Source organism: Pantoea sp. RSPAM1, assembly GCF_038816185.1.
GTDB lineage: Bacteria > Pseudomonadota > Gammaproteobacteria > Enterobacterales > Enterobacteriaceae > Pantoea > Pantoea ananatis.
This window is the reverse complement of sequence record NZ_CP046137.1, coordinates 2,686,521-2,704,343: the sequence shown is the minus strand read 5'-3', so window position 1 is coordinate 2,704,343 and position 17,823 is coordinate 2,686,521. Positions and strand designations below refer to the sequence as shown.

Below are 17,823 nucleotides of genomic sequence, written 5' to 3'. Positions count from 1 at the left end.
TAACGCTGCAGTTATTTCGATTCTTAAGGTTGTCGTGCCGGCAGTTGCAGTACTCTGCAGCCTTGCAATTAATCAGCCATTGCGACCTTTCCCATATCCGTCGGTTAAAAGGATGTTTTTTCAGAAGCGACAGGTGCCAGCTCAGCTGATTAATCTACTCAGCTGAACCAAAGTGAAAAAGACATCGATTCCTCGTGTCAGTCAAGATGCGTGGCAAGACTACAAAGTGCGTAATAGTCACTTTTCGTCATTCCAGTCTCCAGATGTCTCAGTACGAGAATTTGAAAAGCTTCCTGATGATGAGTATTTCCAGCCAAATCGCCGTTGATCGATGATGAAGAGGGTGATCGTCCCTGTCTGTAATCTCCGAAACTTTTCGTCAGATATTTTACTGCAGTTTGACGTGCATCGGCCCCTGCATTATTTAACATCGCAGTAATCATTTCCAGATATTTGACAAGGCCGATTTTGGAGACAAAGACAGCGCCGAGTCTGGTTTTATATGCCTCCACATCGACATTATAGATGTCAGCATACTGGCCGAAGTGCCAGTGTAACTGGAGCGTATAATGCCTGAACATCAATGCGTTCGCATCAGGCCCACGGGCCCCGGCAAACACAGATTTACCTGCTTTCAGATCTTCAAGCCTTTCCGGGGCATGTGTTTCAACCGCCATTAGAAGTGCAAGTAAAGGAATATCCGGTCTTTTTTGGGTTGCGGCTATCGCGACGGCAAGCCGGTCAAGCCATAAATCCACTGTCCGAAGCTGCATCTTAAACCCATCCGCAATCCCAGCCAGGAGCTGAAGGAGTATATTTTCACGCTCATCACCTTCGTACAACATTGCGTAGGGCTCCTTCGCAAAATACTCCTGCAGCAGTGGGTTCCGGGAATACCATGTCCGGATGAAATGCGAACGGCTGACTTCATTGAGTGTCACCGAACGCTGAAAGAAGCGATCGAGATATAGTCGTGAATTAAAGCCGTCCCCGTAAATCGCTCTGATGGAGTGCTGCAGTTGCGCCTTATCAGTGGCAATGACAAAGACGACATTTTCAATGCTGAACAGGTGCTTGATAGTTTCAAGCATTTCAATAGCATAAGTCGGGCGGCACCTGTCAAGTTCGTCGACAAAGACAAACAAGGGATAAGAAAGTGCCGGTTGGGATGTGTTGATCACCGCATCCAGCCACCCTTTGATACCCGTCCGAAATTCCTCAACGCTGTTACCCGTGCTTTCATGTGCTTTTAGAGCTTCTTCTACAAGTCTGGCCCCCAAATCTGCTGATTCATCACCACTCATCAGCGACCTGAGTTCTTCAGAATCAATCCCAAGGCGACTTTTGAGTAAAAATTTAGTCATCTCAGGCGCAATCGCTTTAAACAGGCGCCAAGTACTTTTGATGAGCCGTGAATCAAGCACAGCCTTATCCGTTTTGACTATCAGACTGCTGCGGATTTCCGCCACGACGTTAAGCAAAGGATCCTGGAGGTGATCATTTTTCCATGCATCGATGTAAACCGTGGGATAAAAATTCATTATTTCCCTCTGCCACCTGCGCAGAAACCATGTTTTTCCAGCCCCCCACTCAGCGTTCAGATTCAGGACATAACTGCCTTGTTCGCTTTTCGAGAGCAACAGGGTGGTCAGAAACCGAGCGTGGCCTGAGCGATCCATAGAATCAGCCGGCAGGCCATCAACTGGGACAGACCAGTTAAATGTCAGCTCGTTGGGGATTTTTTTCATCTAGAAGGGTCCGGATTGATTTAATGATATTTTCATTCATATGCAGCTCTACTCCTCTGTAAGGAGGTGCTGAGTTACATGTTAACGAGCAAAGTTAGCATGTCTTTATATATCCTTAACGGGCGGATATGCAGCTGATATTGTTATCAGAAAACGACGGCTACACCAGTATCAGGCATACTCTACCTTCATGAAGCCAGACTAGGTATTTTTTTGGTCCAATTTACAAATTAAAGATAATGGACAATGAGTATAAAGATTATCTCGGTGAAGAAGAGAGAACACTTTTAAAGAAGCGAATCAGGGAAGCCATTGGAACGAGACTTTGTGGTGTGAGCAACCCACGGGTAAAGCGGAGGCTTATTTACATTCAGAACCGGACAGATATCCACCTACCATCACTTCTTGCCGGCCATATTGGAAAGTTCCTCGAAGAAGACGGTAAAAGGTTTTACTTTAAGTTCACGTCAAAAGCCTTCCGAAGAAAACGGTTATTAAACATGTTTATCAGTGCCGTTTATTTTATCTATGGTGTTATGTTTTCTGCGACTTTTCTGCTAAGAGTGGGTGAAAATACTCATCCATGGTGGATGATACTAGTATCGTCTTTGTTAATTGTATTCTCCCTTATCTTTCTTACCTTAACGCCTTCCAGAAAAGCTTTGCAGGGGATGAACGGAAAATTGCTCAAAATTGATATGTCGGATTATAGGAAACAGGAATAAAGTTAAGAGAGTTTCAGCGTTTTGATATGCGTTAAATTTTTCCTTTTGCAAAAATAAAACAACGCTGCATTTTTGAAAACTTGAGAATACCACCCTGCCAAGTATATTTCAGTCAGGGTGGACCTGTCCTTTCTGCAACCTCCCTGGAAGTTGTCCATGATTTCTTTATCGAAAATGGCTCTTTACGCGTTTCATCGACAATAGTCAGCAAAGGAAACTGGTTCTTTTTATCGGGAGTTGTTTTTTTACCGACATACTGCGAACTAGACAGAAAATGATATTAAAATGCTACCCGCTCTGAATATTTTGTCTTAAACATCCCAATGCTTCATGCAGGGAAACGGTTTTTCTTTCAGAGCAATCATTCCAATACAGTGACTCTGATACCGGTCGCTTAATTGACACATTCCTCGGTATTAACTTTCTTACTTGAAGCAGATAACGGACAAGTCAGAATTACTGCCCGCCTACAAGATTCATAAACGGGAATTTCACCTTGAAATAAACGCAATTTATTCAATTAAATCATAATATTAAATAAAATTCACCTTGGGTAAATTTTTATCGTGAATTCCATATATTCACTCACAGAGGCACCGACAGCAGGGGCTGATCACTGTTCGTTCACAGACTTAATCGTCATGCGATCAATGACGCTCCGGACGGCTGCGTCAAGCTCAGCCTGACAGGCCGCAGAAAGACGAGAGAATTCATAAGTGACAAGACGTTTATCAGCGTCCGTTTTTTTTCGGGCGAACTGCTTTTTATCAGTAAACTCCGCCAGCTTCTCTGTCACGATTTTTTTGCTGCCCGCAGCTTTGCGGGGTCCTTCGCTTTCAGCACGAAAATAGCTGATTATCCTGTTCTTATAAGCGGGCTCGGCAATATCATGAGAAGCATCCTCTTCCATCCGGCTTCGGACACAATCAGCTAAGGCGTCAGTGGGGATGTGTCTTGCCCGAGCTTTATCCGTCACCTCCAGCAGGGCTCGGTAGTCACTGATGGAAAGCTCGCTGACAGAGGGAAAAACCGAGATGATTTCATCAGGCACGGCAGCAGCCTGAAAAGCCCGGGTTACCTTGGCGGCAGACAGCCCTTCTGCAGCGGCTATCTCTGACTGATTCATGTCTTCCGGATACATGAGTCTGAGGCGTTTACCGAGTTCACGCAGCGTATGCTCTTTTGCTGTCTGAATGTCCACGGCCAGTTGTCTGGCATCAGAGAGAGACAAGGCATCACGCGTCACCAGCACCTCAAATGCGGTTCCGTTGTAAATGCAGGCGGCACGACGTCGTGAACCATCCAGTATCTCTGTTCGACCATTAACTTCACGTCCGATGGCAGGAAAGAACTGCTGGAGCCGGATGGTCCGGGAAATATCACTGACCGATTCGCGCGTCAGAAATGCCTGGTCACGGCCGTTTACCGTGGCATCAACGAACGTCTGCGTTTCGATTTCGTCATGCAGTATCTTGGTCAGGACAAACCGGGCCTGAGCACCGGATTTGAGGGTAAACACCCGCTCGCTGTCTGACTCGTTCATCATTTTTGAAAAACTGGAATTACCCAGCTGCCGGCCCAGTTTGACCATTTCCTTTTTCATTTCACACCTCTGATGAATTCAATCCTTTTAAAAACGGCCTGAGTAAAACGCTCCGCCTCACGCTTCGCTTTCTTGAGCGCCTCGGCGCTTCCTGGATAGGAACTGGGATCGGCACTCACAATGGTGTCGAAGCTTTCGCCGCAGCGTTCAAATCCGTCAAGCCTGGGCAATGTTGCATCAAGAATGTAAGAGGTAAAAACATCACGGGCAAGCCCGTGTGTCATTTCATGATCCCGCTTCGAGGTCATTTTCGACATGAAGCCAATATTTCCCTTTATCCGCGGCGTGATGCCCTCTTCCTCAAGCTGCTCAATCATTTCAGGCAGCCGCGTGAGGTACTTAAGGGTAGAGTGAAAATCAACCTGCGCGGGTGGTGTGGGCGTCAGCAGCAAGTCACTCGCGGCGAGTGCATTCAACATAAAGGCATCAAGGTGAGGACCAGTGTCAATAAAGATGAAATCGTAATCAGAACCCACACGATCAATAATCGTCCGGCGCAAGACTTCAGAGGGAAGCCTGTCAGGCAAATGCTCTCTGACGAGATCATTCCACTGACTTGCAATAAAACCATCGTCAATAGAAGCAGGAATAACATCAACACCCGGGATAATCGTGGGTTTAATGATGTCCTCTCTGAGCTGGCCAGCATCCAGATCGTTAAGCATTGCCTGTGCAGCTGTTTCCATTATGGAACCAATGCTGTTTTCCTGGCTGAGAAACATGGTACTGGAGGCCTGAGGATCGAGATCAACAACCAGAATACGAAGATCGTGCTGAAGAAGATCCTGATGAACCCGAAGGCCATGCGCCAGGGTTACTGTACTTACGGTTTTCGATACCCCGCCTTTCAGGTTCACAACAAAAATAACAAAAGGCCCATCCCCCGCGTGCACATCACGATATTTAGGCACTTTACGGTGAGCATAGATATCGACAACGTCCTGGATGGTTAGCGCATAATGCCGGGTATTACCTGCATCTTTTTTGCCAAAAACGTGTCCCTGTGATTCCATTTCATCAATGGCTTGCTCAACGGCACGGCGGCTGAGTTTGGGAAGGTTAGCTACGGAATTACGAGTGAACGTCTGATAGTACTGATCAAGGCCAAACTCATTCCTTCTGACTGAAATATCGTCGCTCATGCTGCGCAGCATCGCGCTCGCTCTGCGGGCCGTCTCGTCCACGCCACCGTAATGACTTTTCATTTAACCGTTCCGTTGTCAATTTTGAAACTGATTGTACATCTGAAAAACGTCAGATCAACTTATTTCGTCAAAACATAAAAATGTTGTACAAACGGAAAATATATCAACTGTCAATTTTCTGTAGTCTGTCATTCAAAAGTCATCCACGTAAGGCAAAAATTCAAAAAAAATTTCATCAGATGAATACAAGCTAGCAAGTACTTACCCTGTGCCAATAATTATTTATGTAATTGATTTTATTGATATTTAATTTTTAATTTCAGATTGAAATTCCCATATGTATTGTCTGCAAGTTTAGTGAAGAGAAATGCTATCTGATTTATCTGTCTGGGGTTTACAGGATTGAGGTTACGTTTTACATCATGAGCAATAAACGTCAAATTGATGTATCAGATACAATTGTTCGTCAACACACGAGTTGGGTCTGATGAGATTGTGCAGTAGGTACCTTACGGGCATAAATTTGCTTCTAAACCCAACGTGTCTTCTGGTGCTTATTGACTATTTTCTTTAATCAATCAGATAAAGATGTGTGCTGAAGGGATGTTATATCTTCTCCCTTGAACATGTGCGCCGAAAGGATGATGGATAAGTAATGAACAAATGTGTGTCCTGAAGGGGAACCTATTTCAGACACATGAGCAGTCGGAATGACTAGCATCTTTTCTTTTAAGGGCATCGTTATAGACAGACATTACCAAGCCTGGGCAATAACTATATGGCTGCGCAAACCATTTCTTAACCAACGAGTTCGATATGTGTGTTGGCGGGGTGGTTCCGCTCTCTGCACTGTAATACGCTGCTGCAGATTCAACGGATATGAACCTGAAAGTATGTGCGCTGACGGGGGACAGACGAAATAAGCCAATGCTCGGTGTGTGCTGACGGGTTTAGGACACACAAATGTGTGTGCTGGCGGGTGTAAATAACGTCCTGAGGTGTAATCATGTGTGCTGGCGGGTTACTCACATGCATTCTAAACAGGAGTAGATGTGTGCTGGCGGGCTGCAGATACTTGCAAGGCATTTCTGGTGAAAGCTTACTGTGAAGCAACCAGTACTGATGTGTGTGCTGACGGGTAATAATTCTGTTTTTCACGCGTGAAAATGTGTGCTGGCGGGAAACCTCCTGGCTTAATGATTGAATATGTGTGCTGGCAGGTGCTACATCACAGTGGGGAAATGAATATGTGTGGTGACAGGCGCGTCTTCGCAAAAAAAAAGCAAAGTGTGTGCTGGCGGGTTCATCGGCAGGAACGATGCTGCAGAGCCGGACACAACCTTGACGAACACGTATTTATCCCAACAGCACACACTTAAATGTCGGAAGGTTTCAGCTTCGGGTTACGTTTGTGAATAATAACAAAGTTTTCGCGGGCTTTACGAACGAGCGAAAATTCCAGATAACCAATGTTCTGTAACTGCTCAAGCGCCTTTTTGATCGTACGGTTTTGTTCACTTACAGAACTGCTCAGAGAAAGGCGCTCACGCAGTCTTGAGAAGCTGACAGGAATCGGGTTAGCAGGAAGACTTTCGATAAAAGTATAAATCGCCTGAGCGGCTTCCTTTTTTGGAAGTGCTTTAATGGCGTGGTGCTGCAAAAGGACTCTGTAATCTAACTGAAACAACTCCCATAGTTTTTCATCAGCCTCCAGCTGAACAATATCTCTTTCAGCATCAAAATAACCCGTCTTCAGAAGGCCTGTCTGATAACTTCCCCTCGCATCACTGCCACGCTTAAAAGCTATTGATTTATTACGTAATTTTCCCAAGGAGTCGTGAATGGTAAGCCGAAGACGGGCATCAATTCGTTTAGCAGAAAATCCACATCCTTTGGCAAACTCAGTAAACTTCAGTTCGATCTTGTTTGATGCCAGGCCATATTTACTGAATGCATAAATAACTCCAATCCAGACCTTAAAATCGCTGTCCATATTGAGACGTGGCCCAGAAATGTTAATGTGATCGTACCCTTCAGCCCGTGCTATCTCTAACTGAGAGAATAATTCAGATGCATCCACAACGTTGTTTTCGCCCTGAGACTTCGTGGGTTTGGGTACAAAAACACCGAGGCGCATAAGTGCTACAGGCTGAACGGTGTTGTTGGAATTAACTGTGAGTTGTTTGTCTTTACTGACCATGTCACTGTAAAGTGCATCACCGATAAATGACTCATCTTTCATATAATTATCTCACTTAGTAGTCATAGGATCTTACTGTGAGTAAAGATCGCCTCTATCCCACCAGCACACACATTACATCCCAACAGCACACATTACCAGCCCGCCAGCACACATCCTTATCCCGCCAGCACACATGTTTATCCCACCAGCACACATCTGTAATCGGCTTGAAGTCAGTCCCCACAAGGCCTGAGAGATAGCGGGATCTATTTGGAGCTATAAGGATCTTACTGGAATATTTACTGGATCGAGCCTGTGCACATGTGGATAAACAGCGATCATTACTAACGCGCCTTCGGCTTGTTCAACTGGCTTAGCGAACACAAAAGATTTGTATTCGCTAAGCCAGTTCCTGAAAAGAGCTGATATGGCAGGTTTACTCTACGAATTTCCAGACATGAGCAGGGACACGGTCATACAGCTTACCTGTGGCCAGTTCCGCCTTACGGTGATCGTAGGCACGGGTGATTTCATATTGTTCTTCAGTGTCGTCTGAATACATCAGATGTTCATACACGGTTTCAAGCGTCTCCACTGAACGGCAGCGACGAAACCTCATAAGCCATTCTATTTTATTCATTTTTTCCCAGTGAATGATCAAAGTTAATGCCGGACTGTAGTTAAAAAGCATTCAAACAGGCTCTATCAGCACCTTTACCTAGTTATGTGTGTTTCCTACTACATTATCTACTTTATGCCATTTAAAGTCGCCCTTAGGCAGAGCACACTCATGTACTATTTCGCTGGCTCTTTCTACACTGGCGTCTTCGCTCAGCCATTCCCTTATAGTGTCGGGCTGCAGTACCAGCGGCCGCCTGTCATGGATATCAAACATTCCCTGAATACTCTCGTTCGTCACGATGACAAACCCCTTCATGGCGATGGCCCTGACCAAAGTGCGCTTTGCCGATCGCCGCGAAGAAAAGCGGCTGGCGTGAGCGGTAATAGATAAAATACGGCTGATTGCCGTCATCCGATCGGGCCCATTCAAACCAGCCATTGGCAGGTACGACTGCCCTGCCGTGCTGCCACAGTGGTTTGGACATTCTGCCTGAGGCGGCCGTTTACTATCTGGCGTTAATGAGCATGGCCTTGTGCCACCAGTCCGATTTGTAGCCCCAGAATACCGGCTCAAAATGAAGCTGTTCTTCATGCTGACTCAGCAGCATCACGCGCGTTCCGAGTGCCACGTTGTACCGCCCCAGGGGTTCAGCGTCGAAAGGCAGTTCTTCCGGCGCGATACCTGCGGCTTCGAAATACTCGTCTCTGCAGCTGCACTGCGCAAACAGTCCACACATAATGACCTCCGTCGTTATGACTAAGGATAGTTCGGTATACTGTTCTCAGGAGGAGTTACCATGCCGCATAATCTGGCCTCCAGAGAAAGGGCCGAACGGGATAAAGTTAATGTGGACCTGGCCGCGTCAGGTGTCGCTTACCGGGAACGGCTCAACCCGCCTGTCATTCCTGCCCAGGTTGAGCATCAGCAGCCTGAAGAACTGAGAGACTACTTCAGAGAGAGGCTGGCCAATTACCGTAATCTTTCGCTGAACCTGCCGGGCGTGAACGATCCTGTTTATCATAAAGAGCCAAAGGATTAATCTGTATATTCGGGATTCAGTTCCTGTATATTTTCTGTCAGCCCCGGAGAAATAAAATGGATGCAGCCCTTCTTTCAATGATGCGCTCAGGCGGTCGGAATCAGGCCTGGGCAGAGACGATGGTTAACCTTGAAGCCAGGAAGCTGGCCGACACGGCTAATGTTGTCGCTGCCAGCCATCTGAAACACGGACTCTCCCGCATTCAGTTCGTTCAGGAAATCAGATACCTTATAGAAGCTCAGTTCGCCCTGGCCCGTCAGGCAAAAACCGATGAAGAATGCATGGCCTGTGTCAAAAATCTTCGAGCAGAGAACGACAGCCTTCAATATCAGGCCCGAATGCTGCGCACTCAGGCCGCGAAGCTTTATGCAAAAGTGGAGTTTATCAGAGAGAATAACAGGATCGTGGGCTATGCCGTGTCTGCCGTCAATCTGGTACTAAACGGCCTGACGGTTTACGGCGGCTTTGTTCTGCTGGCCACGATGACACCTGTTGCTGTTGTGGCTGGCGCGATCATCATGATTGACGGGTTTAACAGCATATCTAAAGAGATTATTAACCGCACGTCCTACGGCCCTTCCGAGGGCATCATTGCCGATGCCTCAACCGAAATAGCCAGCTTTATGGGATTCAGACCCGAATACGGTCTGGCCGCCTATAATGCCGTTTCACTGACGGCCAATATTTACGGCCTGGTAGGACTGACGAGGAAGCCGGAGTCCTGGCGGCTTTTCCGCTGGTTAAGAAGTGATTTCAGAAATAAGCTGGAGTCAATGAGCCGGCCAAAACTGGCGATTAAAATTGTCAACTACGGTATAAGAGGCAAGGTTGTTGTTGATCTCGTTGAAACAGCCAGGTCACAGGATAATTAACGACGTTCAGCTCTCCGGTGACGCCAGCATTTCCAGGCGAGCGTTACGGGCTGGGCGGAAAGCACTATTGCAATCACGATCAAAAATGACACCCCACCCGCAATAATTTTGACGGGGGAGCTGAATACCAGCAGGGCCGCCATCACCAGCACGCTGAACGTGATAACCCATGTCAGGGCCCGGAAGCGGTTTGCAAGGCTTTCTACCGCGTCCTCCAGCGTGCCGCCGTGTACCGACACGTTGTGTTTTATTCTGCTTAAATCTGCCTGGCTGATACCTGATTTCAGCAGGGCTTCATCGCTGACATTCATTTCCTGAATCCTGACATTAGTCTGACTGACTGATGTATATAACAGATTATGACAGCATCTGTAACCTGGCAATCCTTGCAGGGTGACGACGGCATATCATCCGGCTTTCTCTTCTGATTTCTCCTGCGCATTGTTTATCAGGACGTTAATGTTGTCGCTCATCTGACGACTTTTTCCCTGCCGGTAGTCCGGCCAGGGCAGGAAAGGATGCGACGATTCGCCCATCAGCACTATGCCGGTGGGGCAGCGCCAGTCAGACGGCGCATCCGGGTGATATCGAATAAATATGGCCGGCGCATCGCAGTCTTCCTCACCCTCTCCCAGCAGCACGGGCGACGCGATGAAGGCGTCTCTGTACGACACGAACCACAGACTGTTGGAGAAGATGAACGCCAGAAGCGCCGAGGCAATGAAAGCGCCGGTGTACCAGAAACGCCTGCCGGCGCGCCGGGCCAGCATGAAATAGAGTCCGCTCAGTAAAACCGCTCCTGCGGCTCCCATCCACTGGGCCGTTATGGCCAGCTCATCCAGGGTGTGCTGAGTGATTTCAATATCTGCTGGCAGGAACCCCGCCAGAACCGGTGCAACCAGCGTCAGGGGGAGCAGAATAATGGCCGATGCCAGCAGAACGGTTCCGGCCCTGACTTCCGCTGCGGCGTGACGGAGGCAGAAAAGTTCATGCAGGCTCATCACCGTCAGGAAAAGACACAACGTCATGTATAACACGGCCACCCCTTTGTGTTCTGACGCAGAAATAATCTCAGGAAGAGAATGCCTGCTTTTATATATATAATTTTACTTTGACTGTGTACTGTTATTCCTCGACGGAACAGGAGCATAATACCATCCGGATATCTGTTCAGGAAAAGAATAAATAATGAAAAGCGTGCGGATCAGTTTGTTTATTTTGTCTGCCGTATTCAGTGTGTCTGTGTCCGCAGGAAACAATATCGCCGTGGGTTTTTCGCCGGGCGAAAGCGCGCAGCGCCTTATACTGAACCTTATCGCGGGGGCAGGAAAAACGCTGGACGTCGCGGCTTACGAATTTACCAGCAGGCCCGTCGCACAGGCGCTGATAAGCCAGTCGCAGCGGGGCGTGGCGGTCCGGCTTGTCGCGGATGAAAAGGTCAGTCACGACCGTCATTCGCTGGTTTCCCTGCTGGCCTGCAGCGGGGTGCCGGTCCGGACGGACGACCGCTACAGCATCATGCACAACAAGTTTATTGTGGCCGACGGAGTGAATACAGAAACCGGGTCGTTTAATTACACCTCATCGGCTGAAAAGCGCAATGCGGAAAATGCGCTGGCAGTTTTTGATAATAAAGCAGTTGCTGCTGAATATAACGCGGAATTCGAAAGACTGTGGAATGAATCCGCGCCGGTGACGTGTCAGGATAAATAAATGCGTGATTTCCGGCGCGGGGGCAAAACGTAATTCCGGACGGGGGACGGGCATGGCAAAAAAGAAAACCTACGCGGTGCATTTTCATGGACAGCGCGGTGAGCGGGACGCCAGTGAAGCCTTCCAGCAGGAGGAAACCGGGACCTGGCAGCGCTGGCTGAAGCACGCCCGCGACAACAAAAAGACCACGGTGGTCACCTGCAGCTGCCTGCCGGCAGAGACCGATCCCGTAAAACGCCGCCTGAAAGTGCATTATTCTCAGGAGACTGAACGCTGCTGGCTCTCTTCATATGCCTTTACAGGTAACGAACACAAACCGGACTGCCGGTTTTATTCGGTGTGGTCAGACGAACGGCATGCGGAGATTTATCAGGGCGATGCGGTCCGCTCGGCTTCGGACGGCACCATCGTGGTCAGGCTGCCTACCGGCCTGCAGAAAAAAGCCCCGTCAGAGGTAAAGCCGGCTGAAGACGTGTCAGCTGATGAGCCTGTAAAGCGCAAACGGCGCCCCTCGATGCGCCTGCTGGGCCTGCTTCACCTGCTTTGGGAACAGTCCGGCATCAACGTCTGGCACCCGGCTTTCGACAAAAAGAAACGCACACCCGGCTGGGTGAGCTGGCACCTTCATCAGACGGCGGGCCGGGTACGCGTCGGCCGTGTGCCGCTGGAGGAATCGCTGCTGCTCATGGCCATTAAGGGATCTCCGCAGGTCATTTCAAACTGGGAGCACCTGAGAGTGGCCGAAAAGAACAAACGGCGGCTGGTTGTGGTGTCAATTCTGGCCGGCTGGAATGAGGCTGCTGAAGTAAGGCTGCAGACCACACTGCCGCTGGGACTGTTTTTCGGTTTCCCTGACCTGGTGCTGCCGGAGGACGTGCGACTGCGCCTGGAGCGGAGCTTTGGCCGTGAGCTGGGCGACTGGCGCCGGGGAATGAAAGTTGTGGTCATTGCGGAAACGGAACCACCCGAAACGACGTTCAGACACTTTGACGGGCGCAACCGGCCGTCCAGCTGCAGCACCGTCATCGACGTGGCGCTGATGACGGTCAGTCCCCGCTTTATTCCGCTGGATTCGGGCTATGAGGCAGCTGTCGAAGAAAAGCTGTGGCAGGAAAAACGCGCCTTCATCAAGCCGCTGTGCTATGACGGCGAGGAAGACGTATTCCCGGATTTCGTGCTGAAGGACGTTTCCGGTGTTGATGCGCTGCCGATGGAAGTCTTCGGCATTAACACGCCTGAGTACCAGCAGCGCAGGCAGGAAAAAATCGCCCATTATGATTTGGAATATGGAGCCGAAAGTTGGTGGCATTGGAATGCATATACCACAAATGAAATTCCTGCATTTCCACTGAAACAGGTATGAATTAAACTGACCTTATACTTTCTGCGGTTGAGCATGCGCAGAATTTGCAGTATACATCTCCCGGAGGTGAACCGGACAATGCCTGAGACTGTCTTATCGAAGCCGGGTTTTCCATTCTGAGATGTTTTTTTCTTTGATACACCATCTGAATAAAGAGCATTATCACGGGGGCGCCCGATCTTCCAGAAGTAACATAAGAAAAGATATGAAGCCGCGTGGTGCCTGTTTCATTTCCTGCAGAGGATATCCATAGCGGTTTTAATTTTTTTCGCGCGATCTGCTGAACCGTTATTACCCCCGTTAATTTTTTTTGTCAATCCGGGTATGTCGCCACTTTCGGCAGATTTATTGCAGTCTTTCGCTTTCCAGAACCAGGCAGCGGACCGGGCAGCATTGATATCGGTCAGAAGCAGGTCAGGGTTTTCCAGGAGATCCAGACCCAGTCCCTGTCCGCACGCCGCGTAGTTGTTCCTGCCAGTAAGCTGGATGAGACCGCGGCCGCGATAGCGCCAGCCATCGTCAGCACCAGTATTACCATTCTTTCCGCCATAGACGATGTTGGCAATGGCTTTCTGCCGTTCTGGCGGAACGGTTTTTTCACCTTCCCGACGTCCCAGCTTTTCACATTGTGCCTGGGTCATTCGTGAGCGGAACGTAAGCAGCAGGCCGTCGACGCTGTAGTTTAGGCTCTCGCTGACCCGCATGAAGCCCTGAGATTCATGACCTGTCTGACCCAGGAAGCACGCCTGCTGTAGCGGCGTCTCGATGGCGAATTCTTTCATCGCGGCCAGCACAGGTCCAAACCACCTGTCCGCCAGTTGAGGGGAAAGGCCGGCAGCCAGCCTGAATTGCTCTTTGTTCATGATTGTCAGTCCGTGGTAAATGATTGTCAGCGGTGCCGTATAGCGCGTCATACAATGAGATCTGCAGCGAGATGATCCTATTTTGCTTATCGGCGCAGCAGGACAATCATTTACCAATTTTAAGAATTATTTTTTGAGATCTAGCCCCGACGGCATTAGCTCGGGGGGACCTCAGGTCAGCCATGAACAACTCACCTTACGCATTGATCCGGAAGGCTAGGGCGTCGGGAGCCGGTTTGTATCGGACTCCTGCTTCGAATGAAGACACTTCCGCCGGTGCAAAGCAGCAGATTTCACTGTAATTCTTGGACACCTGTTTCGGTAAGTAAAATTCTGTGTTAGCGTGTATCAATGGGAGTAATCCTAAAAAATTATCATAACCATTTAACTGTTTCCGGGTGACATATGGGGTTTACCGTTTCCTTCAGGCACCTGTTCGCCTGCGTGGCTTCTGCAGTTGTGCTCATGTGTATAACTCCCGAAGCATTTGCGCTTTCAAACGGCTGCGCAGCCGTTAATAGCCTGTCCGGCTCCACATCACTGTCCTACAGCACCAACAGGTATCCGAACTCAGATTTCGCGCCGGGTGACGCACTGACATTGAGCTTTACCGACAGCGGCGCAGGCAAGGGCTCACCTCCGATGAACACCGACAGCTTAAGTCTTGCCCGTAATGATCTGAGTAACGCCCAGACCTACAACGCCACCAACTCAACCAGCACTTCCCCGCACACCGTCTCCATTACCGTTCCCGCGGGCAGCCTGGAAGCAAACGGCCTTGCTGTCCGTGCCATCACATCTCACGGTCAGATAAGCAATCTGGTGTTTAACTGTACAAGCGCCACCTCTTCATCCAGTGATGCCACCCTGTCAGGCCTGTCGCTTTCAGCCGGTACTCTCTCGCCGTCGTTCAGTTCAGGGACCAGCAGCTACAGTGCTTCTGTTGCAAACAGCGTCACGTCAGTCACCGTCACGCCAGTGGTCAGTGAAGGCCATGCCACAGTAACGGTTAACGGCGCGGCCGTGGCTTCGGGCTCTGCTTCTCAAAGCATCAGCCTGGCCACCGGAAGCAACACTATTTCCGTGGTGGTGACGGCACAGGACGGCACCACCCGTTCATACAGCATCACCGTTACCCGCGGGGAGGCCCCGCCGGTATCGGCAGACAGCAGCGCAACCGTGGCGGCGAACAGCGCGAATAACACCATCCCGCTGGCCCTGAGTGGCGGCACGCCCACGTCGGTGACCCTGGTGACGTCACCTGCTCACGGCAGCGCCACCGTTTCAGGTAACACGGTCACCTTCACGCCGGTGGCCGGTTATTCCGGCAGCGACAGTTTTGTCTGGCACGCGGCAAACAGCGGCGGTACGTCAGCAGACGCTACGGTGTCCCTGACCGTCAGCGCCCCCACGCTTTCCCTTTCTCCCGCGTCCGGTTCGCTGCCCTCAGCCACAGCCGGCACGGCCTGGTCGCAGACGCTCACCGCGACAGGCGGCACCGCCCCTTATACCTGGAGCAGCACGGCACTCACGCCGGGCATCACGCTGAGTGCATCATCGGGTACGCTGTCAGGAACGCCCTCTGCGTCGGGCAGTTACAGCTTTCAGGCCACCGCGACGGACGCCCGGGGTGCCACCGGCACCGCCAGTTACACGCTGAGCGTCAGCGCTGCCGCGCCGGTGGCCAGCGACAGCGCCGCTACAGTGGCGGCCAACAGCAGCGGCAATTCGCTGCCCCTCAGTCTTTCCGGCGGCGCGGCCACCTCTCTCAGCATTGTGGCGCCACCTTCTCACGGCAGCGCCACGGTCTCCGGCACCGGGATAACTTACACGCCCGCCGCCGGCTATTCAGGCAGCGACAGCCTCACCTACACCGCCAGCAACAGCAGCGGGACGTCAGCCGGCGCCCGGATTTCAGTCAGCGTGTCTCCGTCAGTCCTGACGCTTTCCCCACCGGGCGGCGCGCTGCCGCCTGCAACGGCCGGAAGCCGCTGGACGCAGACCGTGACCGCGGGCGGCGGCACGGCGCCTTACGGCTACACCGCCGTTAACCTGCCGGCGGGGCTCACGGTCAACGGCGCGACCGGCGAACTCTCAGGGACGCCTGCCGCTGCGGGGAGCTACAGTTTTCAGGTCACGGCCTCGGACAGCCTGGGCGCCAGCGGTACCGCCAGCTTCACGCTTGTGGTCAGTGCCGCTGCGCAGTCTCTCCGGTTACAGCCGGGGGCGGCCCCCTGCCTCCGGCCACAGCCGGAAAAATGTATGCACAGACCTTCAGCGTCACGGGCGGCACCTCCCCATACCGCTGGCAGCTCAGCGGCACCCCGCCTGCAGGCCTGTCTTTTGCCGACGGCCAGCTGAGCGGCGTCCCGCAGGCTGCCGGTAACGGCGCATTCACCGTTCTGGTCACGGATGCCGGCGGAAACATTGTTCAGGCGGGATACACCCTGTCTGTCGGAGCCGCCGGGCCGCAGGCCACAGACCACAGCGCGACGCTTGTGGCCGGTCAGTCGGTGACCGTGAGCCTGACCGGCGGCGCAACGGGCGGGCCGTTTACCGACGCTCAGCTGCTTGAGCAGCCGGACAGCAGCCTGGGTAATGCCGCAGTGCGCGCCGCAGGCAGTGACTTTCAGCTGTTCTTTACCGCCGCCGCGCAGGCCAGCGGTACCGTTGCACTCAAATACGTGCTGACCGGCCCGACGGGCACGACGTCCCCCGCGCAGGTCCTGCTGACCATCACGTCCCGCCCCAGCCCTGCACAGGATGCTGACGTCATTGGCCTGGTGAGCGCACAGTTCCAGGCCGCGCAAAACTTTGCCCGCGCGCAGCTGCGCAACTTCGGCGACCGCCTCGAGCAGCTGCACAGCGGGAACAGTCTCCCTTCTGACATGACCGGCATCCGCTTTTCCATGCCTTCAGCCCAGCCGGAGCATGACGCGGACCAGAAAATGTGGGCCACCGCCTGGCAGCAGCAGAAAGCCTTCATGAACGACGCGCCGGCACAGCCACGCATCCCCTCACTGCCTTTTTCCACTGAACAGCAGGCGCAGCGGCTTTCCTACTGGACCGGCGGCTATGTGGATTTTGGTGGCGATAAGGCCGGCGGGGTCCGCTTCAGCCACACCACCGTGGGCGTGACCACAGGGGCCGACTACCGGTTTACCCGGGCCTTCACTGCCGGCATGGGCATCGGTTTCGGCCGTGACGTCAGCGACATCGGCGACAGCGGGTCACGCACGAACGGACGTGCGTTCAGCTCAGGGCTTTACGGCAGCTATCATCCGGGGACGTTTTTCGTGGACGGCCTTATCGGGCACGGGCTGATGGACTTTGACAGCAACCGTGTGGTTACCGGAACCGGTGATGAAGCTCGGGGCAGCCGGTCGGGGCGACAGGTCTTTTCCTCGCTGACGTCCGGTTATGACTTCCGCACGTCCGACAGCCTGCTTTCACCCTACGCCCGCCTGCAGTACACCCGCACCTGGCTTGACGGCTACAGCGAGACCGGCGCGGGCGCCTACAGTCTTGCCTTTGCCCCCCAGACGGTTTCGCAGGTGACTGCCGGCGCGGGGCTGCTCGGTGAACGCCGCATCCCGGCGCGCTGGGGCGACCTGCGCCTGCAGGGCCGTGTTGAGTATGCGCAGGCGCTCAGCGACAGCGGCTCAGCCCGCGTCGGCTATGCCGATACGGCCAGCGACACCTGGCGCGTGCCGCTCACGGAGCCCAGCCGGCAGACGGTGACGGTGGGGGCCGGCATGGATTTTCTGCTGCCGCACAGCATCACGCCGGGCATTGCCTACCAGGGAACGCTGGGGCTGGACGCACAGCGCACGCGCGAGCAGATGGTGATGCTGCGGGTGAATATAGGTTTCTGATTACAGCACTGACGGATTCAAGACCTGCCGGGCGGTACATATCAGCGCCAGGCAAAAAGGAATGTGGCTGCAG

15 protein-coding genes and 1 pseudogene are annotated in these 17,823 nt (G+C 52.0%); 7 read left to right on the top strand and 9 right to left on the bottom strand.

Annotated features, from left to right (window positions below; genetic code table 11):
- Nucleotides 1-197: 197 nt before the first annotated feature.
- A complete protein-coding gene (locus GKC68_RS13140) occupies nt 198-1,748 on the bottom strand; it encodes a P-loop NTPase fold protein (protein ID WP_342656239.1) in 1,551 nt (516 codons plus the stop codon).
- Between the two features lie 239 nt (nt 1,749-1,987).
- On the opposite strand from GKC68_RS13140, the gene GKC68_RS13135 reads away from it, so the two are divergent.
- Nucleotides 1,988-2,473, top strand: a complete 486-nt coding sequence (locus GKC68_RS13135) for a hypothetical protein (protein ID WP_104933883.1) — start codon at nt 1,988-1,990, stop codon at nt 2,471-2,473.
- Between the two features lie 613 nt (nt 2,474-3,086).
- On the opposite strand, the gene GKC68_RS13130 is transcribed toward GKC68_RS13135, so the two are convergent.
- The 5 genes and pseudogenes from GKC68_RS13130 to GKC68_RS13110 all read right to left on the bottom strand — a co-directional run bounded on the left by GKC68_RS13130 (nt 3,087) and on the right by GKC68_RS13110 (nt 8,761).
- Complete coding sequence (locus GKC68_RS13130) at nt 3,087-4,076, bottom strand: ParB/RepB/Spo0J family partition protein (protein WP_104933884.1); 990 nt, start codon at nt 4,074-4,076, stop codon at nt 3,087-3,089.
- The gene (locus GKC68_RS13125; protein WP_104933885.1) at nt 4,073-5,281 is read right to left on the bottom strand and encodes an AAA family ATPase; all 1,209 of its coding nucleotides are present in this window, start codon (nt 5,279-5,281) and stop codon (nt 4,073-4,075) included. The genes GKC68_RS13130 and GKC68_RS13125 overlap by 4 nt, the downstream gene beginning before the upstream one ends.
- 1,315 nt (nt 5,282-6,596) lie before the next feature.
- Nucleotides 6,597-7,463, bottom strand: a complete 867-nt coding sequence (locus GKC68_RS13120; protein ID WP_342656238.1) for a protein RepA — start codon at nt 7,461-7,463, stop codon at nt 6,597-6,599.
- Between the two features lie 376 nt (nt 7,464-7,839).
- Nucleotides 7,840-8,043, bottom strand: coding sequence for an Hha/YmoA family nucleoid-associated regulatory protein (locus tag GKC68_RS13115; protein WP_028722260.1), 204 nt, complete (start codon nt 8,041-8,043; stop codon nt 7,840-7,842).
- A 78-nt stretch (nt 8,044-8,121) separates the two neighbouring features.
- Nucleotides 8,122-8,761: pseudogene (locus GKC68_RS13110) on the bottom strand (SOS response-associated peptidase family protein).
- 60 nt (nt 8,762-8,821) lie between these two features.
- On the opposite strand from GKC68_RS13110, the gene GKC68_RS13105 reads away from it, so the two are divergent.
- Both GKC68_RS13105 and GKC68_RS13100 read left to right on the top strand, forming a co-directional pair.
- Nucleotides 8,822-9,064, top strand: a complete 243-nt coding sequence (locus tag GKC68_RS13105) for a DNA polymerase III subunit theta (protein ID WP_116197938.1) — start codon at nt 8,822-8,824, stop codon at nt 9,062-9,064.
- A 56-nt stretch (nt 9,065-9,120) separates the two neighbouring features.
- Nucleotides 9,121-9,936: a DUF4225 domain-containing protein gene (locus tag GKC68_RS13100; protein ID WP_028722258.1), complete on the top strand. Its 816-nt coding sequence runs from the start codon at nt 9,121-9,123 to the stop codon at nt 9,934-9,936.
- Here GKC68_RS13100 and GKC68_RS13095 read toward each other — a convergent pair.
- Together GKC68_RS13095 and GKC68_RS13090 are read right to left on the bottom strand one after the other, a co-directional pair.
- Nucleotides 9,933-10,247, bottom strand: a complete 315-nt coding sequence (locus GKC68_RS13095) for a hypothetical protein (RefSeq protein WP_028722257.1) — start codon at nt 10,245-10,247, stop codon at nt 9,933-9,935. The genes GKC68_RS13100 and GKC68_RS13095 overlap by 4 nt on opposite strands.
- A 96-nt stretch (nt 10,248-10,343) precedes the next feature.
- Nucleotides 10,344-10,964: a hypothetical protein gene (locus tag GKC68_RS13090; RefSeq protein ID WP_342656894.1), complete on the bottom strand. Its 621-nt coding sequence runs from the start codon at nt 10,962-10,964 to the stop codon at nt 10,344-10,346.
- Nucleotides 10,965-11,124: 160 nt separating this feature from the next.
- On the opposite strand from GKC68_RS13090, the gene GKC68_RS13085 reads away from it, so the two are divergent.
- Nucleotides 11,125-11,649, top strand: a complete 525-nt coding sequence (locus GKC68_RS13085; RefSeq protein ID WP_050598369.1) for a phospholipase D family protein — start codon at nt 11,125-11,127, stop codon at nt 11,647-11,649.
- Nucleotides 11,650-11,701: 52 nt separating this feature from the next.
- A complete protein-coding gene (locus GKC68_RS13080; RefSeq protein WP_028722254.1) occupies nt 11,702-13,012 on the top strand; it encodes a DUF1173 family protein in 1,311 nt (436 codons plus the stop codon).
- Between the two features lie 227 nt (nt 13,013-13,239).
- Here the strand turns inward: GKC68_RS13080 and GKC68_RS13075 are convergent, their stop codons facing one another.
- Entirely contained in the window at nt 13,240-13,875 is a 636-nt protein-coding gene (locus tag GKC68_RS13075) for a glycoside hydrolase family 19 protein (RefSeq protein ID WP_311093098.1), read from the bottom strand.
- Between the two features lie 465 nt (nt 13,876-14,340).
- Here GKC68_RS13075 and GKC68_RS13070 point away from each other — a divergent pair, with 465 nt between their 5' ends.
- Together GKC68_RS13070 and GKC68_RS13065 are read left to right on the top strand one after the other, a co-directional pair.
- Complete coding sequence (locus GKC68_RS13070; RefSeq protein WP_342656237.1) at nt 14,341-16,236, top strand: putative Ig domain-containing protein; 1,896 nt, start codon at nt 14,341-14,343, stop codon at nt 16,234-16,236.
- Nucleotides 16,134-17,750, top strand: coding sequence for an autotransporter domain-containing protein (locus GKC68_RS13065; RefSeq protein WP_342656236.1), 1,617 nt, complete (start codon nt 16,134-16,136; stop codon nt 17,748-17,750). Before GKC68_RS13070 ends, GKC68_RS13065 begins: the two co-directional genes overlap by 103 nt.
- Nucleotides 17,751-17,823 lie beyond the last annotated feature (73 nt).